Below are 26,484 nucleotides of genomic sequence, written 5' to 3'. Positions count from 1 at the left end.
CCTGTATTAAAAGAACGTAATGCGGCTCAGCTCCATATCCAGCGCGCTGCGTACCAGAAACTCCGTGGGATACGGCTGCGTCAGAATTTGTCCGCGAATTTCAAACTGTAGCGTGTTATAGCTACCCTGCCGGGTTTTATCGAGCAAGGGCGTGACCCTGAGTGTGGCGGCGTTCAGCCGGGGTTCGAAACGGATAATGGCGCGCCGGATCGCCTCGCTGATATCGTCCCACTTATGCTCATACATAAAGCTGCCCGCCAGCGGCGGCAGGCCATAGTTGAGCACTGACGCCGCCGCCTGCGGATAGCGCCGGGCGTCGATGTCACCTTCGTGGCTAATGGTATTGAGCAAAAAGGAGAGATCCCGACGAATGATCTCCTTCAGTTGTACCGGCGTGACGCTGATATCCCGGTCAATTTTCTGATACGGAGCATTGTCACACAGCCGATCAAATAGGGTGGGCAGCAGGTGGTTAGCGGGTGTAAAACGAGACGTGCTCATGCGCCATCGTTTTCCTGAGCATGAAAGGTACAATGGGCCATGTCCAGCAGGCTGATATCGCCGTGGCTGGTCAGCCACACTTTCTGCCCCAGCGCCCGCACGGTGGTTTCGCCGGGGCCGTCCTGCCAGGCGGTTTCCCGGCACAGACGCAGGGCGTCAGATGCACTTTCCGAACCGCTGTAACGGGTAAAGAGCCAGGCGCCGTGCGTATCGCCATTCATCAGGGTGATATTAATGGGTTTCCACAGCAGATCGGTCAGGCGCGTCGGTTGCGGCGATTCCAGCGAGCGTATTTGCGAAAACGGTAGCCAGATATACACGCCGCCGGTGACCAGCTCAAGTACCGGGCCAAGGCGGGAATCGCTGTCGCTCGCCCAGTCAAATGCGCCGCCGTTCCACTGCCCGCCCGTGTCTGTTATGGCTTCCAGTGCGGTATTACGGTGTTTATCAACCTCACCGGTATCGTCATGACAGGCGAGTGCCGCCAGCAGTGACTCCACCCAAACGGGCTGCGGCAGAAGAAAACCGGGTCGTTGTTCACCCTGAAAAACGGTGTGGCGGAACATTTCGCAGCGAACCAGCTCCCGGTACAGCCGGGCCTCCTGGGTATAATTGGCCTCCATCCTGGCACATAGCTGAAGCTGGTGTAGCGCCCGCGACCAGTCTCCGGCCACACACAGCAACTGAAACAGGCTGTGGCGGCAGAGCGCCTTCGCCGGATTTTCCCGAACCTTCTGCTCCGCCATCTGAATCCCCTCCGCAATAGAGTATTCCTGTAGCAGCGCGGACAGGGTAGCAGGAAGCGTGTCAGTTTTTTTCATAGGCGGTATTTCCATTTTTCTGTGTCGGAGTGATTCGGTAGTGGCTATCGATGCCAATAATACGATGCTCGCGGCGGGTCAGATCGGGCAGTATCTCGCTATGTGCGGTTTTCCCCCCCAGTTCCGGCGAGAGCAGTTGTAGGATATCGGGCATTGATTCCATCGCCAGCCAGTGCATTTCACCCTCACCGGTCGTGTCCAGCGTATCCAGAATGGCATCAATACCGGGCGCGCCTGCCACCATATCCTGTAACGTGTCGGTGTCGCCCTTTTTATCGTATAACGACGTCAAATCCTGGGTGACAGCGTCTTCATTTCGGGGAAACGGTTTAGGACGGAGGGGCTTTTCCTGCCCGGAGGGCCGCAATGCCTGCTGATATTCCTGGTAAAGCTGGTGTAGCGTGCTATCCGCTTCATGGCCGGTGTAAGAGGACGCGGTTTCCCGGACGGGAATAATATCGAACGGGTTCTGCGGATTGAGCTGTTGTTGTTTAAACCAGTCCAGATCCAGGTACTCAGCAACGGATTCAGATGACTGAACCAACTGAGGAAACGAAACATCGGGACGGGACTCATCATTGGTGCGGGCAAGGCACCAGGATGACAGACCCCATTCAATCGTATCTCCATCATTCAGCCGCATACGGTGATGAGGTTCCATCACCTGCTCATTGACGGCACAGCACAGTTCATCAGAGTGATTAACAATCCACCACGCCTCTTCGTGGCGAACAAGACTGAGCGCGATATCGTCTTTCCCATGTTGCTCAAAAAGCGGAATGTAGGGGGCGGCGGCAGTAAATACGATGTATGTCCCTGCGGGATACTGTGCGTTATCCGTTATACCCTGCGACTGTATTTTCCGTAATTCCCACATGTCTTGTTTCATTATGTCCCTTAAATGTATTTATTTTTCTGGAGGAAACGTTTAGGGAGTTTTAATTCATAAATAATTTTAACTAAATTCATAGGGAGTCATTATTGATGACACCCTTTTTATTATTTTCGTCGTGAATGCATTGTTGTATGCATAGATGTCTTTTTTGAAATATTATTTCTTTTAATTCTTCAATTGCGATTTTTATCTTGCTGTTCATTGATTATTTAATATTAACGGCTTAGTTGCTAATTAGTCCCTGATCTGTATCATTGTTTTGTTTCGATATTTTTTCGATGCTATCAATAAAGAATTGTTTATATATTTATATGCATTGATGCATTATTTTTATGAATTTTTATGTCACAAGGCATAACACATGGAAACTCCTGTTTCACGCAGTGCGTTGTATGGAAAACTGGCCGGCCCACTATTCCGGTCGCTGGAATCGGCAACGGCATTTTGCAAACTACGCTCTAATCCCTGGGTTGAGCTGACTCACTGGCTGCACCAGTTAACACAGCAGCCCGATAACGATATTCTCCACGTTCTTCGGCATTACCAGATCCCTCTTTCTGATGTGGAGAAAGCGTTACTCCGGCAACTGGATATGCTGCCCGCCGGGGCCAGCGCCATTAGTGATTTTTCTCACCATATCGATCTCAGCGTTGAAAAGGCCTGGATGCTGGCGAGCGTCCGTTACGGCGATAACAAAATTCGCAGCGGCTGGTTGCTGCTGGCCTTGTTGACCACGCCAGAACTGCGTCGGGTACTGAGCAGTATCTGCGCGCCGCTGGCCACGCTTCCGGTTGATGAACTGACGGAAATACTGCCCTCGTTGATCGAAACATCGCCGGAAGCGCAGGAGCGCCCTTACGACGGCTCCGGCCTGGCATCAGCCATTCCCGGTGAAAGCAGTCAGGCGATTCCCAACGGCGGGCAGGACGGTAAATCCGCGCTGGCAAAATACTGTCAGGACATGACGGCACAGGCGCGCGACGGCAAAATCGACCCGGTGACGGGGCGTGAGCATGAAATCCGCACCATGACGGATATTCTGCTGCGCCGTCGCCAGAATAATCCACTACTGACTGGTGAGGCGGGCGTCGGGAAAACGGCGGTCGTCGAAGGTTTTGCCCTGGCGATTGCGCAGGGGGAAGTGCCGCCCGCGCTGCGGGAAGTACGGCTGCTGGCGCTGGACGTTGGCGCTCTGTTGGCCGGAGCCAGCATGAAAGGCGAGTTTGAATCGCGTCTGAAAGGGTTACTGGAAGAGGCCGGGCGCTCGCCGCAGCCGGTTATTCTGTTTGTCGATGAAGTTCACACTCTGGTGGGCGCGGGCGGCGCATCCGGCACGGGCGATGCCGCTAACCTGCTGAAACCGGCGCTGGCGCGCGGCACCCTGCGGACTATCGGCGCCACCACTTGGAGCGAATACAAGCGCCATATTGAGAAAGATCCGGCGCTGACCCGGCGTTTTCAGGTGTTGCAGATTGCCGAACCGGAAGAAATCCCCGCAATGGAAATGGTGCGTGGTCTGGTGGATACGCTGGAAAAACACCATAACGTACTGATTCTGGATGAGGCGGTACGTGCGGCGGTACAGCTTTCTCACCGCTACATTCCCGCCCGGCAGTTGCCGGATAAGGCCATCAGCCTGCTGGATACCGCCGCGGCCCGCGTGGCGCTGACGCTGCACACGCCGCCTGCCAGCGTACAGTTCCTGCGCCAGCAGCTAAAAGCGGCGGAAATGGAACGGTCGCTGTTGCAGAAGCAGGAAAAAATGGGGATTCAGTCAGATGAGCGGCGCGATGCGCTGACGGCGCGAATTTTCTCGCTCAACGATGAACTGACTGCATCCGAATCCCGCTGGCAGCGGGAGCTGGAACTGGTACATACGTTGCAGAAACTGCGTCTCGCAGAGTCTGATGCTGATGACAAAACCACGCTGCAACAGGCCGAAACGGCGCTAAGGGAGTGGCAGGGTGACGCGCCGGTGGTGTTCCCGGAAGTCAGCGCGGCGGTGGTCGCGGCGATTGTCGCCGACTGGACCGGTATTCCTGCCGGGCGCATGGTGAAAGATGAGGCCAGCCAGGTGCTGGAACTGCCTGCCCGACTGGCGCAACGCGTTACCGGGCAAGACGGCGCGCTGGCGCAGATTGGTGAACGTATTCAGACCGCCAGGGCGGGACTGGGCGATCCACGCAAACCGGTGGGCGTGTTTATGCTGGCCGGGCCGTCCGGTGTCGGTAAAACCGAAACCGCGCTGGCGCTGGCGGAGGCTATCTACGGCGGTGAGCAAAACCTGGTAACCATCAATATGAGCGAGTTCCAGGAGGCTCACACCGTTTCCACACTGAAAGGCGCGCCGCCCGGCTATGTGGGCTATGGCGAGGGTGGTGTGCTGACGGAAGCGGTGCGTCGCCACCCCTGGAGCGTAGTGCTGCTCGACGAGATCGAAAAAGCGCACCATGACGTCCACGAACTCTTCTATCAGGTGTTTGATAAAGGGGGCATGGAGGACGGTGAGGGAACACATGTCGATTTCAAAAACACCACGCTACTACTCACCACCAACGTGGGTTCCGACCTCATCAGCCAGATGTGTGAAGATCCGGCCTTAATGCCCGATGCTACGGGGCTTAAAGAGGCGCTAATGCCGGAATTGCGCAAGCATTTCCCGGCGGCATTTCTGGGCCGCGTGACGGTGATCCCTTACCTGCCGCTGGATGAAACGTCGCGTGGCGTGATTGCCCGTCTGCACCTTGACCGGCTGGTGGCGCGGATGGGTGAACAGCACGGCGTGACGCTGACGTATAGCGAGGAACTGGTCGCACATATTGTGGCGTGCTGTCCAATGCATGAAACGGGCGCGCGGTTGCTGATTGGCTACATCGAACAGCACATCCTGCCACGACTGTCGCGCTACTGGTTGCAGGCCATGACGGAAAAAGCCGCTATCAGGCAGATTGATATCGGCGTTAATGGTGATGAGCAGATTGTTTTTGAGACAACCTCGCAGGAGGGAATATGCCAAAAGAGTTAAGTGGTGCGCAGTGGGTTTATGGCGTGACTAAGTTTGTCGGCGGAAATACAGATAAACCCCACTGGTCAATTGATGGGCATTAAATATGACATTACGTTACCCGGCGTTATTGACTCCTTTGCTAATGATGTTCGCTTTCAGTGTTCATGGCGAACCGCCTTTACCACAGGATGTGCAGCATTTTCTGAGCAATGCAGAGATGTGCCAGCATCTGGCCGGCGAATGGGACAGTTCTTTACCGGAAGAGGATAAAAAAGACATAGAAAAGGGCATTAATACCTGGTGCCCTCCGGCGAAAAAAGCACTTCCTGGGTTACGGGAAAAGTACAAAGAAAACAAAGAGATTATAAAAAAACTCTCTGAGTATGATTTTTAAACTGTGCCGTTGCACCGCTATCCGGGCGGTCGTCGGTAGATTGATAAGGAAATGAAAGAGTATGGCTATCAACAATAGCGCGCAGAAATTCATCGCGCGCAACCGCGCGCCGCGCGTGCAGATTGAATATGACGTAGAGATTTACGGTTCCGAGAAAAAAATCGAGCTGCCGTTCGTGATGGCGGTGCTGGCCGATCTGGCCGGGAAACCGCGGGAAGAACTGCCGCCGGTGACGGATCGCAAATTCCTCGATATTGATATTGATAACTTCAATGAGCGCATGAAAGCCATTGCGCCGCGCGTGGCGTTCGCTGTGCCGAATACGCTGACGGGTGAAGGTCAGTTGATGGTCGATATCACTCTGGAAAATATGGACGACTTTTCGCCGGCACAGATTGCCCGCAAGGTGGACGCCCTGAACCAGTTACTGGAAGCCCGCACCCAACTGGCGAACCTCCAGACCTACATGGATGGCAAGGCCGGGGCGGAAAATCTGGTCAATAAACTGTTGCAGGACCCGACCCTGCTGAAAACGCTGGCGAATGCGCCGAAACCGGCCGCTACCCAGCAAGGTGTGTCAGCGGATAATGAATCAGCGGAATAACGTCGAATTTTTAAGGAATTTTCATGGCAAACAGTAATATGCAGGCAACCGACGCGGTTGCTCAGGATACCGTCTCCGCATCCGGTGAATTTGATGCGTTGCTGAATCAGGCCTTCCGACCCAAGACTACCCAGGCGGCAAAAGCCGTGGAAGCCGCGGTGCAGACGCTGGCGCAACAGGCGCTGGCGAACACGATCACCGTCAGCGATGACGCTTATAAAAGCATCAGCGCTATTATTGCGCAGATCGACTTTAAACTGACCGAACAGATCAAACTGATTCTGCAACATCCCGACTGGCAGAAGCTGGAATCCTCCTGGCGCGGTATGGAGCATCTGGTTTACAACACCGAGACCGACGAAAAGCTGAAAATCCGCTTCATGAATCTGTCAAAAGATGAATTGCGGCGCAACATGAAGCGTTACAAGGGCATCGCCTGGGATCAAAGCCCGATGTTCAAGAAACTGTATGAAGCCGAATACGGCCAGTTAGGTGGCGAACCTTATGGCTGTATCATTGCGGATTACTACTTCGACCATACACCGCCCGATGTGGATCTGCTTGGCTCTATCGCCAAAGTCGCCGCGTCGGCCCATGCGCCGTTTATTGCCGGGGCTTCCCCCTCGGTACTGCAAATGGACTCCTGGCAGGAGCTGGCGAATCCCCGCGACCTGACCAAAATCGTCACCCAGAACCTGGAATATGCGCCGTGGAACTCGCTGCGGGCTAGCGAAGACTCCCGTTATATTGGCCTGACGATGCCGCGTTTTCTTGCCCGCCTGCCGTATGGCGCAAAAACCAACCCGGTGGACGAGTTTGATTTTGAAGAAGATGCGGATGGTTCTGACCATACCAAATACGTCTGGAGCAACGCGGCCTACGCGATGGGCGTAAACATCAACCGCTCCTTCAAACACTACGGCTGGTGTACGTTGATTCGCGGTGTGGAATCAGGCGGTGCGGTGGAAAATCTTCCCTGCCATACCTTCCCGACTGACGATGGCGGCGTGGACATGAAATGCCCGACCGAAATCGCCATCTCTGACCGCCGCGAGGCTGAACTGGCGAAAAACGGTTTTATCCCGTTGATCCACCGTAAAAACTCAGACTATGCCGCCTTTATCGGTGCACAGTCGCTGCAAAAACCACAGGAATACTACGATCCGGACGCGACGGCCAACGCTAACCTGTCTGCCCGTCTGCCGTACCTGTTCGCCTGCTCGCGCTTCGCGCACTTCCTCAAATGTATCGTCCGCGACAAAATCGGTTCCTTTAAAGAGCGCGAGGATATGCAGCGCTGGCTAAATGAATGGATTATGAATTACGTCGACGCCGATCCGGTTAACTCCTCGCAAGAAACTAAAGCCCGTCGTCCGCTGGCTGCCGCTGAAGTAGTGGTGGAAGAGGTGGAAGGCAATCCAGGTTATTACGACGCGAAATTCTTCCTGCGTCCGCATTTCCAGCTTGAAGGGCTGACGGGATCGCTGCGCCTGGTGACAAAACTGCCGTCAGTGAAGCAGGGCAATGCCTGATGCATTTATTTTGTGAATGTTTAAGCGAGTGAAGTCAGAGAAGATAGAGAATATAAAGAGGGATATGAAGAAAAGAATTTCGTCTCGCCCACGGTCTCGTAAAGGTGGGTACGTAATGATGACACATATCCGAATGCCAGTAACAATGCCGAAGCTTTTTATATCATTGAGTAGGAAATACATATTATGACCATAAGCCCAACTTTTCATCTGTTACCTGGTATTGTTCTGCTCTTTTCACAATATGCTGTAGCCTGGGAAGTCAGTTGCCCGGCTGTTATTGATACTCAGTCTTCTGCTGTGAGCCTGAAGTCTGATGTCCCAGCGGCGTGGCAGCTTTCTCCCCGATATATGTCGCGTTTATGGTTAAGTAGTATTGGGGTAACGCAGGGTAAACCTGAAAACCTGATGGATCTCAAACCAGAGACTAAAAAAGTAAACGGTGAAAATTGGTCTGTATGGGAAACAGAACGTGTTAGCGATAAAGAAACCGATCGCTATTGGGTTTCGTGTATTTATGGTCATGAACAGATATGGTTGACGCAACCAATACCTGCTTCTTCTACTCGCTGTAAGACTCGTAATTTTGAGGGATCGCCAGAAGACCAGTCTGTATCTTTTATCTGTAATTAGCGATTTGAGACGTGAAAATTTCAGTACAGGTTATGGTTTTTATTATCGGAAGTTATGAAGCATTATTTATATGCATTAAATAATGCAAATTCATAAAATAACTAAATACATTATCGGTACCGGAAAAATATACAGTCCTCTGTTCTCCTGAAGTTATTGGAGAAGGATTCTGTACGGCAATGATTTATCTATAAACAAAAAGATATAGATAAAATCAGGTTTATTTTAAGTAAAACTTAATAAGGATATAAAAATGGCTTATGACATTTTTTTGAAAATTGACGGCATTGATGGCGAGTCAATGGATGACAAACACAAAAATGAAATTGAAGTACTGAGCTGGCGCTGGAATATCCATCAGGAATCCACCATGCACGCCGGTAGCGGCCTCGGCTCCGGTAAGGTCTCCGTCACCAACCTGGATTTTGATCACTATATCGACCGCGCCAGCCCGAACCTGTTCAAATACTGCGCCTCCGGCAAGCACATTCCGCAGGCCATTCTGGTTATGCGTAAGGCTGGCGGCAATCCGCTGGAGTACCTCAAGTATACCTTCACCGACCTGATTGTCGCCGTGGTTTCCCCGAGCGGCAGCCACAATGGTGAAATCGCCTCCCGTGAAACGGTAGAGCTTTCTTTCAGCACCGTGAAGCAGGAATACGTGGTGCAGAACCAGCAGGGCGGCAGCGGCGGCACTATCACCGCAGGTTACGACTTCAAGGCGAACAAAGAAATTTAACGGCTGTTTTTCCGGCCAGATGTTATGTCTGGCTGGTTTTATTGTTTTGATTTTAAAGGAATTTACAGTGAATAAATGGCGTAACCCACTCGGTGGTTATGTGCGGTAGCTATGCCTTTTGCACTGCTCCTGCTTTCCGGATGCGGCCGCTACCTGACCCCTAATCGCAGCGGCCTGGCCTGAGCGTGAAAGCGTTTTACAAGGTGAATTCTGACAATCAGAAGAAAGCGGCGTCCATGAAGATACGTGTTGAGAATTAATGAGCTACACAGAATTTTTAGAGGGTAAGCAAAATGAACAGACCTTCATTCAATGAAGCGTGGCTGGCTTTTAGGAAGGTGAATCATTCCGTCGCTGATGTGGGTAGCATTATTGGTGGAAACGTTGGGAAAAATATAACTGGTGGTTATTTTCAAAATGCCTGTCCTATTCGAATGAGCTATGTTTTGAATGCGACAGGATTCCCAATAGCCCGTAACTCCCCGTATGCAAAGGTTAGTGGTGCCGATAATAAATTCTATATTTATCGCGTGAATGATATGATTGATCATCTTACTCATAATATGGGCAAGCCTGATCTTATTGTTAATAATCCGAAACAGAGTGACTTTATAGGGAAGAAAGGAATTATCGTAGTAAAAGGGCATGGCTGGAGCAATGCCAGAGGACACGTTACATTATGGAATGGCAGTATCTGTTCAGATCAGTGCCACTTATTAAATGACCCAGATAATGGACCATTTGTTCCTGAAGTTGGGACTCTGTGGATACTGCCATGAAATGGTTAATATTAGTTACTTTCAGCATAAGTGGAATGCTGGTATGGCAGCCATCTTTTGCACAAGAAGCATTGACCACACAATATTCACAGTCGGAACTCTTAAAAAATTGGGCGCTGAGTCATTGTCTGGCATTAGTATACAAAGATGATGTCGTTAAAAACGATGCCAGAGCTACGGCCAGTGCTTACCTTGAATATGGTAAACAATCTGTGGAGATTTATCATGAAATTGATGAGATTGCGAAAAAATATTCAGGGTTGAAATATAATGGCTCGATATCATCAGATTTTAATACCATGAAGTGCATAGATTTTATCCACGACAGTGAGTTAAATGAATTAATTGAAAGGCGTGTCGAGAAGTAAAATTCAAAGATATTAAAAGCATATGTTCTCTTGCTCTGATGAATTTATGGGTAATAGAGAGCTGTACAGTAATAGTTAATCTGTTCACCTAATAAAGCAGATAAATCAGGGCTTTATTTAGGTAGTTAAAAGGATAGTAGATATGTCTTATGATATTTTTCTGAAAATTGACGGCATCGACGGTGAGTCGATGGATGACAAACACAAAAATGAAATTGAAGTACTGAGCTGGCGCTGGAATATCCATCAGGAATCCACCATGCACGCCGGTAGCGGTCTCGGTTCCGGTAAAGTATCTGTTACTCATCTTTCATTTGAACATTACATCGATCGCGCCAGCCCGAACCTGTTCAAATACTGCTCTTCTGGCAAGCACATTCCGCAGGCCATTCTGGTTATGCGTAAGGCTGGCGGCAATCCGCTGGAGTACCTCAAGTACACCTTCACAGATCTGATTATTGCAATGGTATCGCCCAGCGGAAGCCAGGGAGGGGAAATTGCGTCTCGCGAATCAATTGAACTCTCTTTCAGCACCGTGAAGCAGGAATACGTGGTGCAGAACCAGCAGGGCGGCAGCGGCGGCACCATCACCGCAGGCTACGACTTCAAGGCCAACAAAGAAATTTAACGGTTGTTTTTCCGGCCAGATTTATATCTGGCCGGATTTATTGTTTTGATTTTAAAGGAATTTACAGTGAATAAATGGCGTAACCCCACTCGGCGGTTATGTGCGGTAGCTATGCCTTTTGCACTGCTCCTGCTTTCCGGATGCGGCAGTAGCGATGCGTTACCTGACCTCGAATCACAGCGACTCGACCTGAGCGTGAAAGCCTCTGATAAGGTGAATCCTGACAATCAGAAGAAGGCCGCGCCCATTGAGATACGTGTTTATGAACTAAAAAATGACGCCGCTTTCACGACAGCCGATTACTGGTCGCTCCATGACAACGACAAATCCGTCCTTACCGACGATTTAGTGCGTCGCGACAGCTTTATTTTGCGTCCCGGCGAAGAGAAAAAACTGCGTCGCCCGCTGAATGCGCAGACCACGGCAATCGGCGTACTGGCCGGATATCGTAACTTGGCCAAATCGGTCTGGCGGGTAACCTACAAAATCCCGGAAGCCCCGGAAAAAGCCTGGTACAGCAACTTTATACCGGGGAAAGGAAAAGTGCAGTTGGATGCGGAACTGGAACAAAGCGCTATTGTAATTACGGAACGGGATAAATGAATTATGAGCTGGAATGACCGCGTAGTCTGGAGTGAAGGACAATTTTTACTGCCGCAGATGTTTCAGCAGCAAGAGCGTTATCTGGAACACGTCATGCATTACCGCAGCCTGCCGCTGACCCCCTTTTTCTGGGGATTCAGCCACTACAATATTGATGGCGAAGCGCTGAACATCGGTAAACTGATACTGAAAGAGGCATCAGGGATTTTTCCTGACGGTACGCCGTTTAACGCACCGGACCATACCCCGCTGCCGCCGCCGCTGACCATCCTGCCGGAGCACCTGAACCAGCAGATTTGTCTGGCGGTACCGGTACGCGCGCCGAACAGCGAAGAAACTACGTTTGACAATAACCCGGAATCACTGGCGCGTTTCTCGGTACACGAACACGACATCCGCGACGCCAACTCGCTGGGACGTGGCGCGCAGTTATTACAGCTCAGTCATCTGCGCCTGCGGCTGCTGCCGGAAAAGGCGGTGACGGGCGCCTGGATTGGCCTGCCGTTGACCCGCATCACCGGGTTGAACCCTGACGGGCGGATAGATATCGACCACGACCTGATCCCGCCCATCATTAATTATCAGGCCAGTTCACTGATGTGTACCTGGCTGTCGTGGATCAACGATCTCATCCGGATGCGGGCCGATTCGCTGGCGGAACGGCTGACCGGCAGCGACAGCCACGGCCATGAAGCAGCAGAGGTCTCCGATTACCTGCTGCTGCAAATTCTCAATCGCTTTGAGCCGCTGTTGATTCACCTGGCGAAAACCCCGCTGGCCCCGGAAGTGTTGTATCGCTACCTGTCCGAACTGGCCGGGGAACTCTCCACCTATGTGCGTCCACAAACGCGACGGCCCGCTGAATACAAAGAGTACAAACACCTGACGCCCTATGCCGGGTTGAAATCACTGGTCGATGAGGTGCAGTTCCTGCTGAACGCGGTACTGATCCGGGGCGCGCAGCGCATCGAGCTGAAAGAGGGGACTTACGGCATCCTGAATGCGGTGGTGGCTCCTTCCGATCTTGCCGATTTCAGCACGCTGGTACTGGCGATAAAGGCTTCAATGCCGACCGATGTGCTACTGCAACATTTTGCCGCCCAGACCAAAATCGGGCCATCCGATCGCCTGCCGGAACTGATCCGCTCGCATCTGCCGGGGCTGGCTTTGCAGGTTTTGCCTGTACCACCGCGCCAAATCCCGTTTCAGGCCGGATACATCTATTACGACATCCGCCGCGAGGGAGCATTGTGGGAACACATTGCCCGTTACGGCGGGATGGCCATGCATACCGCCGGGGAATTTCCGGGGCTGGAGACAGAACTGTGGGGAGTGCGCGATAAATGACAGACAGTACCCTGACGCCGCCAGCGGCGGACATGATGTCCTTTTTGTCCACCACGCCGGAACATAAGAACAGTGAATATGAAACGCCGGTACACACCAGCCAGCGCACGGAACTCAATGTCATCGTTGAAGACGGTCCGGACAGCAAACTCCGGCTGGCTGAAATCAGCGCGGCGGCTAACCCGTTGCTCGCCGCTGCCCGGCCTTTATTGTGCGCTCTCGCAGCCATGCCCGCTAAACTGGATGCGGCCCTGGTAGAGCCTTACCGTAATCTGCTGGTACGCGAGATGCATCTGTACCAGACATTATGCGATCAGGCGAACCTGCGGCGCGAGCACGTACTGGCGGTACGTTACTGCCTGTGTACGGCGCTTGATGAAGCCGCCAATAACACAACCTGGGGACGGCGCGGCGTCTGGGCCGGAAAAAGCCTGCTGGTAACATTTCATGGTGAAAGCGAAGGCGGGATAAAACTTTTCCAGATCATCGGGCGTCTGGCGGCCAGCTTCCAGAAACATGGCAACGTACTGGAGGTTATCTACCACCTGCTGGGGCTGGGATTTGAAGGCCGCTACAGCGTGCAGCCAGACGGGCGTAAGCAACTGGACAATATTCGTCAGCAACTGCTGACACAGCTTTCACAGCGTCGCGATCCGGTCATGCCCGCGCTCTCGCCTGACTTTCAGGGGGCGATAAGCGGACGACTGCGGCGGATGCGCCGGGTGCCGGTCTGGCTGAGCGCCGGGATAGCCCTGTTGGCGATGCTGACGCTGTTTGGCCTTTACAGCCACCGGATGGATGTGCAGACCGTCACCGTACAACAGCATATTGATGCGATTGGTATAAAACTGCCGCCGCCGCCCGTGCCGGTTCATAAGCTGCGGCTGAAAATCCTGCTGGCAAACGAAATCGCCCGTGGCCTGCTGACCGTGGACGAAGATGACCAGCACAGTAGGGTGGTCTTCCGTGGCGACGCCATGTTTGTACCGGGACAAAAAACGGTGAGTGACGCAATCCGGCCAGTGATTAACAAAGCGGCGCGGGAAATCGCCCGCGTGGGCGGCGCAGTCACTGTAACGGGTCACACTGACAGCCAGCCCATTCATTCGGCTGAATTCCCATCCAACCTGGTGCTGTCGGAAAAACGGGCGGCGGAAGTTGCGGCGTTGCTGACCTCCGGCGGCGTACCTGCCGGACGGGTACATATCGTCGGCAAGGGCGATACGGTGCCGGTGGCGGATAACGGCAGTAAAGCCGGGCGGGCGAAAAACCGTCGGGTGGAAATTCTGGTAGTGGAGTGAATGAATGATAAAAAAATCGACCTATGATGTGTCTCATCATTCGGCAATATGTGGCGTGACGGGGGATTATTATCGGATCTCAGCGACATATCACATAAAACGATCTATCCGTGTTTTTTTGATCATTTTATGTTGTTTATTACCCGGTGGCGTTTTTGCCGGGTCCCTGATTAACGCAGGATTCATTTCCCCCGATAATGTCAATCTCAGTACGCAGGATTTTCTGAAATTTTATGCCATTGACAACGTACAGAAAAAAGACAATACACTGATGTATGTGTTGGGGGTAGCGGATGCCACAGAAGGTAAGACGTGGTGTGGATATGGTCAGGTTGACAGTATAACAATAAACCATACTGTGCTGGCCTGGCTTGATCGGTACTCTGTGAAAAAGCCTGATGCAAGAGCTTCGGTGCTGATAGAGGAAGCATTAGTTAAAAATTTCCCCTGTCAGGGGACTGAACCCTCCGTAAAAATTGCTTCCCGGTCATCTCCTGTGTTATCCCTGACGCCGGATGCGCTTAATCTTTCAGGTAATGACTTTTTTAAATTTTGGGTATCTGGTAATCAACTGGATAAACTCAGGGCGGGTATCTATCTGCTTGGCGTGGAGGATGCAACGGAGAAAAAACTATGGTGTGGATACGATTTATTTAAGACGCTAACATTAAATGAAATTGTCTATGTTTCTCTTAAAAATAAAACCAATGAGGAACTGAATTCTCGCGCGGCTGAACTTATCATAAATAAATTAATAGAGTATCCCTGTAATATATAAAATCATTCAAGTTGCATCAAGGCGGCAAGGGAATGAATCCCCAGGAGCGTACATTAGTTCGTGACTGGGGTGAGCGAGTAAAGCCAACGCACATGCAGCCTGAAGTATGACAGGTATACCCTGTAATAATGTTATCGCTGCCAGTTCAGATAAAGTATTGGTGGTAAAGTCTTGGTGGTAAAGGATTGATATGTTTAAGGTGATGGTCTGTCTGTTGGTGGGTATTCCTGCCATTTCTTATGCGCAGGATTATGGGTGTGCTACGGTTGGAGCATCAATGGAGTCATCGTTATTTGATGCCATAAAAAATGACCTGAATATAGATGTCGCTACTATTATAAAGGATAAAACAAAGTGTATCTAAGGTCTATGCAGAATCTCTGGCCAGGATGGATTATGAAAAAGATAAGGCCAAAAATAAAGTGGCAATATTAGATAAAAAATCCTATTCCGATAGTTACTATGAAAATCAGGTTAAATCTATCGTGGCAAAATATACCTATATTAACAAAGATAAAGAAAAAGATATTTTCATTGCATCCAGCTTCATGAATGCTGATGAGTGTTCTGTAAGATTTAATGGTTATATTACTTTATCCAGGGGATTTTAAAATATTGATTATTGGGTGGCGAGTCGAAATATAATGCAAAAATTTCTTAGTCTGCTTTTTTCCCGGCGCGCGCTGGCAGTTGTGGGCGTTCTGGTTCTGGCGCTGCTGGTCTGGTTTGTCGGGCCGCTGGTGTCATTTGATACCCTGCGCCCGCTGGCCTCCGTGGGTAGCCGGGTAGTGACCATTGCCCTGTTGCTGATGTTGCTGGTACTGTGGCTGGTCAACTGGTCGATGAGTATCATCGGCATCAGTGTCCTGTGCCTGGCGATTGGCTTCGTCACACCGCTGCTGGCCCTGGGCGATGTCCATCCGTTTGCGCCGCTGTGGGTCCGCCTGACATTAATTGGTTTCATCCTGCTGATGTACGCGCTGTACGGCCTGTACCGGCTGTGGCGTGCGCTGCGTATGGATGAACAACTGCTGCGTCGCTTCCTGCATCCGCGCGGGGAAGAGGTACCGGTGGCTGGCGAGATCAAAGCCGACCTGCGCACCGTCAACCATATTGTCACGCAGGCCATCCGGCAACTGCGGCAGTTGCGGGTGGACATGCCCGGCTGGCGTAAAATCTTCGAGGGAAAACGCTTTCTGTATGAGCTGCCGTGGTTCATGGTGGTCGGCAGTCCCGGCGATGGCAAAACCACGGCCCTGCTGAACACCGGATTGCAGTTCCCGCTGGCGGAGCAAATGGAGCAGACCTCGCGCATCCTGACGGTGCCGGGTGGCGGCACGCTACACTGCGACTGGTGGTTTACCAACGAAGCAGTGTTGATTGATACGGCCGGACGCTACGCCCGCCACGATGACGGCCGAGAAGTGAGCGCCGCGCAGCGTAACGCCGGAGAGTGGCAGGGCTTTCTCGGTCTGCTGCGTAAACATCGCCCCGGCGCGCCGCTTAACGGCGTGATCCTGACGCTAAACGTGGCGGATTTAACCGCGCAGTCACCGGCGGAACGCCTGGCGGCCTGCGCTGCCTTACGTGCACGGCTGGCCGATTTGCGTGAGACGCTGGGCATTCGCTTCCCGGTCTATCTGGTGGTCACCAAAATGGATCTGTTGCCGGGCTTCAGTGACTATTTTCGCACGCTGACCAGCCATCTTCGCGCACAAATCTGGGGCTTCTCGCTGCCGTACAGCCGCAGGCGAAAAGCGGGCGACCCGCAGGCGCTGCACGCCGCCTGCGCGCAGGAGCTGGCACGCCTGACGCTGCGGCTGGATCAGGGACTGGATACCCGGTTACAGGAAGAGTACGACCTTAAAAGCCGCCAGCGGCTGTATACCTTCCCGCGTGAGTTCGCCGCCCTCGGCGAGCCGTTGCTGGAGGCTATTGAACAGATCTTCCTCGATTCAAAATTCGATGCCACGCAACTGAATAACACGCTGCGCGGGGTCTTTTTCACCAGCGCCGCGCAGGCGCAGGCCGACGCCGTGGCCGACCAGTTGAGTATCTGGCAGCGCTTTGTCCGGGCGATAAAAACCGCCCGTGGCGAATCCTCCACCTCTCTCCCACACGCTCTGCCGGACGGCAACCGCAGCTACTTTCTGCATGACCTGCTGACGCAGTTTATTTTCCGTGAAGCGCACCTGGTGGAGCCAAACCTCCAGTGGGCCTGGCGTTACCGCCTGCTGCGCCTCGGCGGGCACCTGCTGGTACTGGTGCTGGCATTCCTGCTGTGGCAGGGGATGCAGACCAGCCAGCAGACCAACGGCGACTATCTGAATGAAATCAGCGCCCGCGCGACCCGGCTGGATGGTGAAGTGAAAGCCTACACCGGTAAACCGGCGATGGCTCCCGTCCCGGCACTGCTGGACAGCGCAAGGGAACTGTCCGCCTGGCCGGAACTGGACCCGGACGCGCCGCCGCTGACCTGGCGCTACGGCCTGTACAGCGTACCGCCGGTAACCGACAGCGTGGCGTCGCTGTACAACCGTCTGCTGGATCAACTGCTGCTGCCGCCGCTGGTGAAACGGATGGAGTATGTGCTGGCGGACGCCATTGCCCGTCAGGACAGTAAAGCGGCCTACGATGCCCTGCGCATCTATCTGCTACTGAATCTGGATAAAGATCACGAAGATAAATACAACGCGGCGGAGATCCAGTCGTGGGTGATTAACGATCTGGGGAACAGCGACAGCGTGGCCGGGTTCGGCGGGCGCGCCGCCGTGCTGACGCATATCGAAGCGCTGTTTGACGGCAGCCGGGTGGTGCATTCACCGTATGAGAAAGATGAGGCGCTGATCCGCCAGGCGCGGGCATTCCTCGACGGTCACACCAGTACCGAGCGTATCTATGCGCGGGCGCTGGCGGCAATGGAGAGCGAAGCGCCGCAGGAGTTCACGCTGGTACGCGCCGTCGGCGCGGATGCGGGAACGGTGTTTGTGCGTAGCAACGGCGCGCCGTTGGATCGGGGCGTGCCGGGTATTTTTACCCGTGAAGGTTACCGGGAGCTGTTCGACAAACGATTACCGGAATTTGTGGCGGCGGCGACGGCGAACGATGGCTGGGTGATGGGCCGGGAGAGTACGCCAAAAAAGCTGACTGACAGCCTGCGCAGCCAGATACCGGGGCAGGAGCAGTCTGTCGCCCGCGAAGTCCGCCGTTTGTACCTGACGGAATATGCCCGCCGCTGGCAGGATTTTCTGGACAGTATCCATAGTATCAACAGTGCCGGGGAAGAGGGCAGTTCCGGCCTGGCCTATGATTTACAGGTGCTGCGCACCCTGGCGTCGCCGGACTCACCGCTGATGCGGCTGGGAAAAGCGGTGGTGGAGCAGACCACGCTGGTGCCGCCGCCGGACCCGCAGGCCAGACAGAAACAACTGGCGCAGCGCGCATCCGGTAACGCGGGGAAAGTGGTACAGACGGCAAAACTGTTCCAGGATATTCACCCGGAAGAACGGCTGGAAAAAACGCTGGTGGATGACCGTTTCGCCGCGCTGCGCGAGGTCATTGCCGGGCGAACGGACGGCGGACAGAGCGGCGGTGGGACGATGCAGATCGCTTCGCTGCTGACCATGCTCAACGAGTATTACACCCAACTGACCATTGCTGATAGCGCGCTGGCGGCGGGGACGTTGCCAGCGCGCATTACTGCCGCAGACAAGTTGCAACTGGAGGCGGCGAAACTGCCTGCGCCGCTGAAAAACATCCTGCTGGATCTGACGAAGCAGGGAACGCGCAAAATCAACGCCGGGACCGGCGACGTGCTGAACACCCAGATGGAGGCGATGATGGGCGACGACTGCCGTGACGCCATCGACGGGCGCTATCCGTTCGCCGACAGTCCGCAGGAGGTCAGCGCCGAGGACTTTAACCGCATCTTCGCCAGCGGTGGCGTACTGGATGCTTTCTGGAGCAAACAACTGGCTCCGCTGGTGGATACCGCCAGCGATCCGTGGCGCTACAAACCGACCGAAGGCAACATGACGTTGCAGGGGCCGGATTTAACGCCGTTTCAGCAGGCGAAGCAGATCCGCAGCGTATTTTTTAACAGCGAGGGCGGGAAAAAATTTTCCTGGTCGATGCAGATTAGCGTGGTGGATATGGACCCGGCCATCACGGAACTGGTGATTGATATCGACGGCCAGGTGCTGCGCTACGCCCATGGTCCGGACCGGCCCCTGAAAGTGACGTGGCCGGGACCGCGCAACGGCTCGATGGCGGAAATCACCGCCAGCCCGCGTATTCGCCAGGACACCTCAACGCTACTGACCGGCGGGCCGTGGGCGCTGTTTCATCTGCTGGACGCCGGAAAGGTGCAGGAAACGGCGGTGCGGGGGCGACAACTGGTGGAATATGATTTTGACGGTCGCCGGGTGGTGCTGGAAATCACCGCCGGGCGGGATTTTAACCCGGTCAGCCGGGAGCTGTTGCAGAACTTCAGTTGTCCGGCGAGGGCGTTGTAATGCGCCGGCCAGCGGTGGTATCAGCCCCGGCGATGTTCGGCAGGCTGCCGGACCAGCGCGACTATGTGCGCTGGCGGGTGGGCGCTGAAGAGGGACGAATATGGCAGGACTGGCTGAACCGCCAGACGTGGGTGGGCAGCGGGCGGCATATCGTGTTGCCGGGAGGCCAGACGACAGATGAAGAGCGTGACGGCTGGATGCACCTGTCGCCGCGTGGCGAACATGATATGCCCGCGCCGGAACACCATCCGCTGCCGTGGAGCTTTGTAATGTCGCCGGGATTTTTGCCGATGGGGGGGACGACTGACTGGCTGACCGGAGTGCTGATGGCGTCACGGGATAGCGTGGGACGCCCGTGGCCGCTGGTGATTTACCAGCGCTGCGGTCGGGAGTGGCTGGACGAGAGTTTGCAGGAGACGCAGGGCTGGCTGTACTGGCTGGCGAGGCTGGCGGCGCAGCATATCACGCCGGACACGATGCGGCGCGGGCGGCTGACGGAGCAGGTGGACCAGCTATGGGCGATGTGGCAGCCGGGGCCGTGGTGGGCGCAGTGGCTGCGTGGGTTACGACGTACATCGCAGCGCAGCCGGGAACTGACCGGGCTGCCGGATGAAGCACCGGTAGTAGAACTGCCGGGCGTGCGTTATCTGCCGTGGCCGGGCTGGCCGGGTAAGACGCTGGGGCAGGCAACATCGGGGCAAGGCTGGTTCTGGCAGCAGAACAGTGAAGGGCGGTATGTGGATGCGCTGCGACTGGTGGAGAAATAATGAACATGGTGGTTTTAAAAACACCTGCTAAGGAATGAAGAAATGGGTGCTTATGATAAAGCGTGTAATAACACAGAGGCGGTAAGGTTTATTCAAAAATATAAGAATGATTGTGAGATAATCGCTAATCAACTTGAAGTGCCAGTGGAATTTATACTGGCGGTTGCAGCAAAGGAAAGTCGTTATGGGCAGGGAAGGATTGCAACTGAATATAATAATTTTTTTTCAATGCATGGTCCGGCACCATTGCAGTTGAGTAAAGTTCATCCTCAGGGAAGTCACGACGTGTGGGTTGCCACCTATACGTCTTTTTTAAATTGCGCGAAATCATTCGCCATCAGGTTTGGTAGTGCAGTCAGAAAGATAAAGGACCCTAAACAATTTGCACAAGCATTGATTGAGTCACGATTTAATTCAGGTAAAAGTAGTAATGGAGGGCATACCGGATACGCCAGTGAACAGGTGGCTATGATTGGTATGGTTAAGCGGAGAATGGCATGTTCAGTAAAATAGTGTCATTGCTTTTGTTTACTATTTTATCCGTGAGCAGTTATGCCCAGGTTCTTGTATCAAATATCCCGGTGTTTGATTTGACTAAATTAAATCAGGAAGGGCTTACCGAGACACAGGCTCAGGCATTATTGGTTTTATCATTAAAAAATAAAAAATATAATATTACATTGCCTGGCGTTTTTATGGACGAGGCCTTAAAAAATGATCAGGGTAAACCATTTCATTCTGGATATTATAGCTTTGGTGTGGGCTATGACTCTCCTTCTGCCGGTGCTACGGATATCTGGGGATTATTCTCCGTCAGTCCGAAAACAGGAGATATCTGGGAAGAATATTCATGTGAGAGAATATCATTTCCGGCGCTACAAAAAATACAACAAGAAATAATGAAAAAAACTGGCGCGACATTTGCCAGTGAAGTGGTACAGCGCCGGGGGCTGGGTTGTACAGATGAATAGCGGGGTAGTTGGAGCTATCGGGCATACGTTACTTGTCAGGGCAAGGCTGGCGGAGAAATAATGAGCATGGTGGTTTTAAAAACACCTGCTAAGGAATGAAGAAATGGGTAATTATGATAAAGCGTGTAATAACGTGGGCGCGGTAAGATTTGTCCAGGAGCACATGAAGGTTTGTGAAATAATTGCAAAAGAGCTTGACGTACCGGTAGAGAATATACTGGGTCTTGCTGCTGCCGAAAGTCAATATGGTACAGGTCGTATTGCCAGGGAATATAATAATTACTTTTCTCTCCAGGCTCCTGCATCATTTCAGTCAGGTCGGGTTCATCCAAAGGATAGTAACAAAACTTGGGTGGCTATTTTTCTTCGTTTTCAGTTTGTGCGCGATCTTTTGCTGTCAAGTATGGTGACGCTGCTCGGGGGGAAAAAGATGCTCTGGCCTTCTCTGAAGCTCTGGTAGCTGCTGGGTTTAATTCAGGATCTCATATTACTGGTGGTACGGATAATTACGCCAGGATAACTGCTGGAATAATTATTATGGTCGGTCGGAGAATAGCATGCCCCGTAAAATAATGCTTGTTTTTTTTCTCTTTATATCTGAGTTCTGTTATGCCCAAGTGGTTGTATCTGAATTTAATTTGTCAGATATAAATCGCGGTGGAATGACGAAAGCACAGGCAGAAAAACTACTCATTATTGCACTTAAATATCAAAAATATGATTTATCGCTGGATGGCGTTTTTGTTGACGGTGATTTGCAGGATAAACACGGAAATCCTCCCCATCCGGGATATTATGATTTTAGCCTTGGCTATGATACACCGACTGCCGGAGCAATAGATTATTGGGGACTGTTTTCAGTAAGTTCTCAAACTGGTGATATATGGGAAATAAATAAATGTGAGAGAGTTATATTTCCGCAGTTGCAAAAAATACAACAAGAAATAATGAAAAAAACTGACGCGACATTTGCCAGTGAAGTGGTACAGCGTCGGGGGCTGGGCTGTACAGATGAATAGCGGGATAGTTGGATCTACCGGGCATACGTTACCTGCCAGGGCAAGGCTGGTTCTGGCAGCAGAACAGTGAAGGGCGGTATGTGGATGCGCTGCGGCATATCACGGAAGTTGATAATTCAGGTGATGTCCGAAGATAAAAGGTATGGCATCAACGCGATATGCTTCGGGGATCCCTAAGGAAATCGAATGAGTAAGTTACAGTTTGACCCTCATAGCCCATTGGCTGAATATTTTTCCAGAACAAAGATAGACGGGGAATTTATCAAAAACGATTACGGTGATAGAGGTGAATTTGTCATAAATAGTGAAACGGGAGCTATTTCATTATTGCTAAAATGTAAATATACATGGGTTAAAAATAGCGATGTGAAGGACGACTGGACGTTTATAGAAAAATCATTGTTTATCATTAATGTTTATACGACAGTTTGTTCCGAATGGAATGGTAAAATATTTTTTTCTGTTTCAGGAAGTTCAGATTTCGCCAGGAAGTTTCAGGGGAAGCCTCTGCCATTTGATATACAGATGATCCCTGTCAATCATGGCGAGCACTGGGATGTGACTGCATTGAAAGTGAGACCAGGGGATGATGTAAGGACTTATGTTATCTGGGGTTCTCGTATCCTCCATATTGATTCCGAGGATGTGGTCGCAGTGCGGAAATGTCTTGATCCAGCCCAGACAGTTTGCTCTAACCAGATAAATGTACCTCATGAAATTGGACATATGATTGGTTATCTTGATGATGAGTATGCTCTGGATAAATCAGGCAAAGCAACAACGGCATATAGATCGGATGCTGCCGCATTAATGAATATTGGAATGGAGCTTCGAAGTCGTTACCTGGAACATGTTAACACATTTCTGAATGTAATAATCCCTGATACTTACTTTACAGTTATGAGTGTAGATAAATGATACAAACAGGTATTCTGCTCATTCATTTTCTGATGCATGGCGTAATGTTTAATCCCCCCCTTCAACCCTCTGTCACTGCGCTAAATGGCATGAAATACGAGCTGGTAAATGTAACAAAAAAAGATGATCAGGCAACTCAGTATTATGAAAAAAATAATATACAAAGCGGAGAGGTTGATGCTTCTTTTGTTGAAAAATATGGCAGGCCTGAACATGAATTTGTCAGGCCTCGCTATATGTTTATTGGTGAGTATTATATTGGGCTGGAAAAAACCTATAGGTCAACGGATCCCAGATATAGCAATGTACCGATTAAAGAAATGTTCTGGCATCTCCATGATGATTTGAATTTGACATGCTGGTTTCATTATAAGGACGAGCAGTGGCGAGTGTTCTCTTATATTTTTTGGCCACCCGGTGCTGTATTCTAGTTTGCTATAATAATGAAGAGATATTCTCATTCTGCTTCAGAACATCAGTAGAGCATGAGATAGGTCACACACTTTTATATCTTGAAGATGAGTATGACCTGCCAAAACCACCTGAGAATTTTGATACCAATTATTTGTCTTTAACCAAAGGGGAAAGATTTCCATCGAATGAGTTAAGAGTGGCAAATGATATATATGGTTGGGATATTGATGGAGTGATGAATATTGGAACAGAACTTCGGGAACATTATCTGAATGATATTCCTGTACAATTAAATGTAATAATTCCTGATGCCAGTTTCTCGCTTGCGGAGTTAAAAAAATGAACAGTTTTTTTTGCTTTGATGTCGTTATTGCTAATCGCTACCACAGGGGGGGATATTTTGCTCAGCCTCCAGTATATGAGCAAAGAAGTTATATAAAGAACGGAGAGTCTGAGGCTTTTTTATTAAAAATATGGTCGTCCGACACGTGAGTTTATAAATCCTCGTTACAAATTTGTCGGAGAGTATTCCATTGGCATTGAAAATACTTATCGTTCAACGAATCCTGAATTCAGAAAAATTCAGATAAAGGAAATATTCTGGAATTTGAATAAGGATTTAAATTTGACATGTTTCTTTCATTATAAAAATGGGCAGTGGCAGGCTATTTCTTATTTTTTCTGGCCGCCAGGGGCTTTATTTTAATCCGATATTTAAGGAGTAAATATCATGAGTTTTGTATCTACGGGTAATAAACCAGCTGGAAATGGTGGACCCGTCATCACCACGCCGCCAATAACCGGCGAAAGTGGCGATACGAGCACAGGTTCAGCCGCAACCGGTGTTGCTGATGCAGCCGAACAGATGGCAGAACAGGCAGCGGCGGAGCTGTTTGGTGCGCTGCCGGAGCCGTCAGGGCTGGTAAAAGCGGCAGTAACCGCAGCGCAGGCCGCCGCAGCGGCGGCGGGGATATCGGATATAGTTAGTGCCGCCCAGGATGCGGCGGCGTCGCTTGCTGCCGGCGGGCCGGGAGCGCATAACGTCACGGTCAGCGGCAGCGCTGTGCCGCCGCAGATGCTGCTTTTTGCCGGTATAAATGGTTCGGAGAAACTTGGCAGCCTGTTTACCTACATTGTACAGCTAAAAACGCCCGACACCCTGAATCTGGGCTATGTCTCCCCCGCAGCCAACCTGCCGCTCAAAGCCATGGTGGGCAAAGATCTGTGCGTCAATATCGAACTGGATGGTGGCGGTAAACGACATATCAGCGGGCTGGTCACGGCGGCGCGGGTGGTGGGCCATGAAGGGCGTTCGGTTACCTATGAGCTGCGTATGGAGCCGTGGGTAAAACTGCTGACCCACACCAGCGACTACAAAGCATTCCAGAATAAAACCGTGGTGGATATTCTGGATGAAGTGCTGGCGGAATATCCCTACCCGGTGGAAAAGCGGCTGGTGGAAAGCTACCCGGTACGCACCTGGCAGGTACAGTACGGTGAAACTGATTTTGATTTTCTTCAGCGACTGATGCAGGAGTGGGGCATCTACTGGTGGTTTGAGCACAGCGAGAACAGTCACACGCTGGTGCTGGCGGATGCCATCAGCGCTCATAAAGCATGTCCGGACTCGCCGCTGGTCGAGTGGCACCAGGAAGGGCTGAAGCTGGATAAGGAGTTTATCCACACTATCACGGCAAACGAGAGTCTGCGGACTGGACAGTGGGTGCTGGATGATTTCGATTTTACGAAGCCACGTTCATTGCTGGCAAACACGGTGGCAAACCCGCGTGAAACCGGTCATGCCACCTACGAGCATTATGAGTGGCCGGGAGACTACTTCGACAAGAGTGAAGGCGAGATGCTGACGCGCATTCGTATGGAAGCGCAGCGCAGCCCCGGCAGCCGGGCTGGCGGGGCTGGGAATATCCGCACCCTCATGACTGGCTACACCTTTACGTTGATGAATCATCCGACGGCAGAGGTCAACCAAGAGTACCTGCTGGTACAGACCACGCTGTTTTTACGGGACAATGCGCAGCACAGCGGGCAAAACCAGCATTTTACCTATGTCACCACGTTTGAACTGCACCCCACCCGCGAGGTGTACCGCCCGCAGCGAACCATCAGCAAACCCCACACCAAAGGGCCGCAGAGCGCCATCGTCACCGGCCCGTCGGGCCAGGAAATCTGGACCGATCAATACGGGCGGGTAAAGGTGCAGTTTGGCTGGGACCGTTACGGCAAACGGGATGAAAACAGCTCCTGCTGGATACGCGTCAGCTACCCATGGGCGGGCAAAGGCTTCGGGATGATCCAGATCCCGCGTATCGGCCAGGAAGTGCTGGTGGATTTCAAAAACGGCGATCCGGATCTGCCGATCATCGTGGGGCGGACCTACAACCAGGACACCATGCCACCGTGGGGACTGCCGGGAATGGCGTCGCAGAGCGGGATCTTCAGCCACTCGCTGTATGGCGGGCCAACGAACGGCAACATGCTGCGTTTTGACGACAAAACCGGCGCGGAGGAAGTGAAGTTCCACGCGGAAAAAGATCTCAACACCACGGTGAAGAATAATGAAACACATACGGTAATGGTGGATCGCACTAAAACCATTATTAAAAATGAAACCAACAGTATTGGTGAGGACAGAAACACCACGGTAACGAAGAATGACGGCCTTTCCGTAAAACTGGCGCAGACGATCAATATCGGCACCACTTATCGTTTAGATGTCGGCGATCAATTCACGCTTCGCTGCGGCAATGCGGCGCTTGTTTTACATAAGGACGGCTCCATTGAGTTTTGTGGCAAGCAACTGATGTTACATACCAGCGATGTCATGCAACTGATTGGTAAAGGTATTGATATGAACCCGGATGGCGGCACAGCCGTAACCGCCGATGATATTGCCCCTCTTCCCACCTCTGAATGATCTGAATTAAACCTGG

General features: G+C 52.0%; 25 protein-coding genes and 5 pseudogenes. 27 read left to right on the top strand and 3 right to left on the bottom strand.

Translation table 11 applies throughout. The features are described from left to right. Positions 1-6: 6 nt before the first annotated feature. Genes tssE through tagK form a run of 3 tightly spaced genes read right to left on the bottom strand, consistent with a single transcriptional unit; the run spans position 7 to position 2,211 of the window. Positions 7-501 (bottom strand): type VI secretion system baseplate subunit TssE, encoded by a 495-nt coding sequence (tssE, locus tag NA389_RS09400; RefSeq protein WP_000108007.1) that lies wholly within the window; start codon positions 499-501, stop codon positions 7-9. Beyond that, a complete protein-coding gene (locus NA389_RS09395; protein WP_000750541.1) occupies positions 498-1,322 on the bottom strand; it encodes a type VI secretion system accessory protein TagJ in 825 nt (274 codons plus the stop codon). Before NA389_RS09395 ends, tssE begins: the two co-directional genes overlap by 4 nt. Beyond that, positions 1,309-2,211 (bottom strand): type VI secretion system-associated protein TagK, encoded by a 903-nt coding sequence (gene tagK / locus NA389_RS09390; protein ID WP_000806689.1) that lies wholly within the window; start codon positions 2,209-2,211, stop codon positions 1,309-1,311. The genes NA389_RS09395 and tagK overlap by 14 nt, the downstream gene beginning before the upstream one ends. Before the next feature lie 367 nt (positions 2,212-2,578). Between tagK and tssH the strand changes: the two genes are divergently transcribed. From tssH to NA389_RS09255, 27 genes and pseudogenes are all read left to right on the top strand, one after another. Then, a complete protein-coding gene (tssH, locus tag NA389_RS09385; RefSeq protein ID WP_000449780.1) occupies positions 2,579-5,242 on the top strand; it encodes a type VI secretion system ATPase TssH in 2,664 nt (887 codons plus the stop codon). 85 nt (positions 5,243-5,327) lie between these two features. After that, on the top strand, positions 5,328-5,618 hold the full coding sequence (locus NA389_RS09380; RefSeq protein WP_000175471.1) for a hypothetical protein: 291 nt from the start codon (positions 5,328-5,330) through the stop codon (positions 5,616-5,618). A 61-nt stretch (positions 5,619-5,679) separates the two neighbouring features. Continuing rightward, positions 5,680-6,222, top strand: a complete 543-nt coding sequence (gene tssB / locus NA389_RS09375; RefSeq protein ID WP_000996815.1) for a type VI secretion system contractile sheath small subunit — start codon at positions 5,680-5,682, stop codon at positions 6,220-6,222. Between the two features lie 23 nt (positions 6,223-6,245). Beyond that, positions 6,246-7,754 carry a type VI secretion system contractile sheath large subunit gene (gene tssC / locus NA389_RS09370; protein WP_000013884.1) on the top strand — a complete coding sequence of 503 codons (1,509 nt, stop codon included), beginning with the start codon at positions 6,246-6,248 and terminating at the stop codon, positions 7,752-7,754. Positions 7,755-7,940: 186 nt separating this feature from the next. Then, entirely contained in the window at positions 7,941-8,387 is a 447-nt protein-coding gene (locus tag NA389_RS09365) for an STY0301 family protein (protein ID WP_001602342.1), read from the top strand. Positions 8,388-8,640: 253 nt separating this feature from the next. Further along, on the top strand, positions 8,641-9,126 hold the full coding sequence (locus NA389_RS09360; RefSeq protein ID WP_000312803.1) for an Hcp family type VI secretion system effector: 486 nt from the start codon (positions 8,641-8,643) through the stop codon (positions 9,124-9,126). 67 nt (positions 9,127-9,193) lie between these two features. After that, a pseudogene (locus tag NA389_RS09355) lies at positions 9,194-9,377 on the top strand (type VI secretion system lipoprotein TssJ); the annotation flags it as partial. A gap of 42 nt (positions 9,378-9,419) precedes the next feature. Continuing rightward, a complete protein-coding gene (locus tag NA389_RS09350; protein ID WP_001081548.1) occupies positions 9,420-9,905 on the top strand; it encodes a type VI secretion system amidase effector protein Tae4 in 486 nt (161 codons plus the stop codon). Then, positions 9,890-10,273 carry a type VI secretion system amidase immunity protein Tai4 gene (locus tag NA389_RS09345; RefSeq protein WP_000379083.1) on the top strand — a complete coding sequence of 128 codons (384 nt, stop codon included), beginning with the start codon at positions 9,890-9,892 and terminating at the stop codon, positions 10,271-10,273. The genes NA389_RS09350 and NA389_RS09345 overlap by 16 nt, the downstream gene beginning before the upstream one ends. A 142-nt stretch (positions 10,274-10,415) precedes the next feature. Further along, positions 10,416-10,901 (top strand): Hcp family type VI secretion system effector, encoded by a 486-nt coding sequence (locus NA389_RS09340; protein ID WP_000119439.1) that lies wholly within the window; start codon positions 10,416-10,418, stop codon positions 10,899-10,901. 66 nt (positions 10,902-10,967) lie between these two features. Next, entirely contained in the window at positions 10,968-11,504 is a 537-nt protein-coding gene (gene tssJ / locus NA389_RS09335; RefSeq protein ID WP_001045934.1) for a type VI secretion system lipoprotein TssJ, read from the top strand. Positions 11,505-11,507: 3 nt separating this feature from the next. Next, on the top strand, positions 11,508-12,851 hold the full coding sequence (gene tssK / locus NA389_RS09330; protein WP_000118735.1) for a type VI secretion system baseplate subunit TssK: 1,344 nt from the start codon (positions 11,508-11,510) through the stop codon (positions 12,849-12,851). Continuing rightward, positions 12,848-14,152 (top strand): type VI secretion system protein TssL, long form, encoded by a 1,305-nt coding sequence (tssL, locus tag NA389_RS09325; protein WP_079917117.1) that lies wholly within the window; start codon positions 12,848-12,850, stop codon positions 14,150-14,152. The genes tssK and tssL overlap by 4 nt, the downstream gene beginning before the upstream one ends. A gap of 4 nt (positions 14,153-14,156) precedes the next feature. Next, entirely contained in the window at positions 14,157-14,930 is a 774-nt protein-coding gene (locus tag NA389_RS09320) for a Rap1a/Tai family immunity protein (protein ID WP_000592732.1), read from the top strand. A 202-nt stretch (positions 14,931-15,132) separates the two neighbouring features. Further along, positions 15,133-15,541, top strand: a pseudogene (locus NA389_RS09315) (Shiga toxin A subunit). Positions 15,542-15,574: 33 nt separating this feature from the next. Further along, positions 15,575-19,444 (top strand): Type VI secretion protein IcmF, encoded by a 3,870-nt coding sequence (icmF, locus tag NA389_RS09310; protein ID WP_001168968.1) that lies wholly within the window; start codon positions 15,575-15,577, stop codon positions 19,442-19,444. Next, positions 19,444-20,211 (top strand): TagF domain-containing protein, encoded by a 768-nt coding sequence (locus tag NA389_RS09305; protein ID WP_001254138.1) that lies wholly within the window; start codon positions 19,444-19,446, stop codon positions 20,209-20,211. The genes icmF and NA389_RS09305 overlap by 1 nt, the downstream gene beginning before the upstream one ends. 42 nt (positions 20,212-20,253) lie before the next feature. Continuing rightward, on the top strand, positions 20,254-20,724 hold the full coding sequence (locus NA389_RS09300; protein WP_000501513.1) for a glucosaminidase domain-containing protein: 471 nt from the start codon (positions 20,254-20,256) through the stop codon (positions 20,722-20,724). Further along, positions 20,709-21,182 (top strand): hypothetical protein, encoded by a 474-nt coding sequence (locus NA389_RS09295; protein WP_000491748.1) that lies wholly within the window; start codon positions 20,709-20,711, stop codon positions 21,180-21,182. The genes NA389_RS09300 and NA389_RS09295 overlap by 16 nt, the downstream gene beginning before the upstream one ends. 103 nt (positions 21,183-21,285) lie before the next feature. After that, a pseudogene (locus NA389_RS09290) lies at positions 21,286-21,755 on the top strand (glucosaminidase domain-containing protein). After that, entirely contained in the window at positions 21,740-22,201 is a 462-nt protein-coding gene (locus NA389_RS09285) for a hypothetical protein (protein WP_001667179.1), read from the top strand. The pseudogene NA389_RS09290 and the gene NA389_RS09285 overlap by 16 nt, the downstream one beginning before the upstream one ends. A gap of 8 nt (positions 22,202-22,209) precedes the next feature. Continuing rightward, positions 22,210-22,338: pseudogene (locus NA389_RS09280) on the top strand (TagF domain-containing protein); the annotation flags it as partial. Between the two features lie 49 nt (positions 22,339-22,387). After that, the gene (locus NA389_RS09275; protein WP_000040884.1) at positions 22,388-23,119 is read left to right on the top strand and encodes a hypothetical protein; all 732 of its coding nucleotides are present in this window, start codon (positions 22,388-22,390) and stop codon (positions 23,117-23,119) included. Continuing rightward, a complete protein-coding gene (locus NA389_RS09270; protein WP_023213608.1) occupies positions 23,116-23,550 on the top strand; it encodes a hypothetical protein in 435 nt (144 codons plus the stop codon). Before NA389_RS09275 ends, NA389_RS09270 begins: the two co-directional genes overlap by 4 nt. Continuing rightward, positions 23,502-23,876, top strand: a complete 375-nt coding sequence (locus NA389_RS09265; RefSeq protein WP_133217632.1) for a hypothetical protein — start codon at positions 23,502-23,504, stop codon at positions 23,874-23,876. The genes NA389_RS09270 and NA389_RS09265 overlap by 49 nt, the downstream gene beginning before the upstream one ends. Further along, positions 23,873-24,239: pseudogene (locus tag NA389_RS09260) on the top strand (hypothetical protein). The gene NA389_RS09265 and the pseudogene NA389_RS09260 overlap by 4 nt, the downstream one beginning before the upstream one ends. Positions 24,240-24,263: 24 nt before the next feature. Beyond that, the gene (locus tag NA389_RS09255; RefSeq protein WP_000011497.1) at positions 24,264-26,468 is read left to right on the top strand and encodes a type VI secretion system Vgr family protein; all 2,205 of its coding nucleotides are present in this window, start codon (positions 24,264-24,266) and stop codon (positions 26,466-26,468) included. Positions 26,469-26,484: the final 16 nt, after the last annotated feature.

The sequence above is a fragment of the Salmonella sp. NW645 genome (assembly GCF_051703725.1).
In the GTDB taxonomy this organism is placed as follows: domain Bacteria; phylum Pseudomonadota; class Gammaproteobacteria; order Enterobacterales; family Enterobacteriaceae; genus Salmonella; species Salmonella enterica.
Note: the sequence above shows the minus strand (reverse complement) of the source record. Positions and strands in the feature narration are given on the sequence as shown.

Bases quoted from the DNA above. Each gene is read 5' to 3' on its own strand.
- NA389_RS09320 (WP_000592732.1), top strand. From the start codon at position 14,157: ATGATAAAAAAATCGACCTATGATGTGTCTCATCATTCGGCAATATGT.
- NA389_RS09380 (WP_000175471.1), top strand. From the start codon at position 5,328: ATGACATTACGTTACCCGGCGTTATTGACTCCTTTGCTAATGATGTTC.
- NA389_RS09285 (WP_001667179.1), top strand. From the start codon at position 21,740: ATGCCCCGTAAAATAATGCTTGTTTTTTTTCTCTTTATATCTGAGTTC.
- tagK (WP_000806689.1), bottom strand. From the start codon at position 2,211: ATGAAACAAGACATGTGGGAATTACGGAAAATACAGTCGCAGGGTATA.
- NA389_RS09365 (WP_001602342.1), top strand. From the start codon at position 7,941: ATGACCATAAGCCCAACTTTTCATCTGTTACCTGGTATTGTTCTGCTC.
- icmF (WP_001168968.1), top strand. From the start codon at position 15,575: ATGCAAAAATTTCTTAGTCTGCTTTTTTCCCGGCGCGCGCTGGCAGTT.
- NA389_RS09305 (WP_001254138.1), top strand. From the start codon at position 19,444: ATGCGCCGGCCAGCGGTGGTATCAGCCCCGGCGATGTTCGGCAGGCTG.
- tssH (WP_000449780.1), top strand. From the start codon at position 2,579: ATGGAAACTCCTGTTTCACGCAGTGCGTTGTATGGAAAACTGGCCGGC.
- NA389_RS09340 (WP_000119439.1), top strand. From the start codon at position 10,416: ATGTCTTATGATATTTTTCTGAAAATTGACGGCATCGACGGTGAGTCG.
- NA389_RS09300 (WP_000501513.1), top strand. From the start codon at position 20,254: ATGGGTGCTTATGATAAAGCGTGTAATAACACAGAGGCGGTAAGGTTT.
- NA389_RS09360 (WP_000312803.1), top strand. From the start codon at position 8,641: ATGGCTTATGACATTTTTTTGAAAATTGACGGCATTGATGGCGAGTCA.
- NA389_RS09350 (WP_001081548.1), top strand. From the start codon at position 9,420: ATGAACAGACCTTCATTCAATGAAGCGTGGCTGGCTTTTAGGAAGGTG.
- tssL (WP_079917117.1), top strand. From the start codon at position 12,848: ATGACAGACAGTACCCTGACGCCGCCAGCGGCGGACATGATGTCCTTT.
- tssC (WP_000013884.1), top strand. From the start codon at position 6,246: ATGGCAAACAGTAATATGCAGGCAACCGACGCGGTTGCTCAGGATACC.
- NA389_RS09395 (WP_000750541.1), bottom strand. From the start codon at position 1,322: ATGAAAAAAACTGACACGCTTCCTGCTACCCTGTCCGCGCTGCTACAG.
- tssE (WP_000108007.1), bottom strand. From the start codon at position 501: ATGAGCACGTCTCGTTTTACACCCGCTAACCACCTGCTGCCCACCCTA.
- tssB (WP_000996815.1), top strand. From the start codon at position 5,680: ATGGCTATCAACAATAGCGCGCAGAAATTCATCGCGCGCAACCGCGCG.
- NA389_RS09270 (WP_023213608.1), top strand. From the start codon at position 23,116: ATGATACAAACAGGTATTCTGCTCATTCATTTTCTGATGCATGGCGTA.
- NA389_RS09255 (WP_000011497.1), top strand. From the start codon at position 24,264: ATGAGTTTTGTATCTACGGGTAATAAACCAGCTGGAAATGGTGGACCC.
- NA389_RS09275 (WP_000040884.1), top strand. From the start codon at position 22,388: ATGAGTAAGTTACAGTTTGACCCTCATAGCCCATTGGCTGAATATTTT.
- tssK (WP_000118735.1), top strand. From the start codon at position 11,508: ATGAGCTGGAATGACCGCGTAGTCTGGAGTGAAGGACAATTTTTACTG.
- NA389_RS09295 (WP_000491748.1), top strand. From the start codon at position 20,709: ATGTTCAGTAAAATAGTGTCATTGCTTTTGTTTACTATTTTATCCGTG.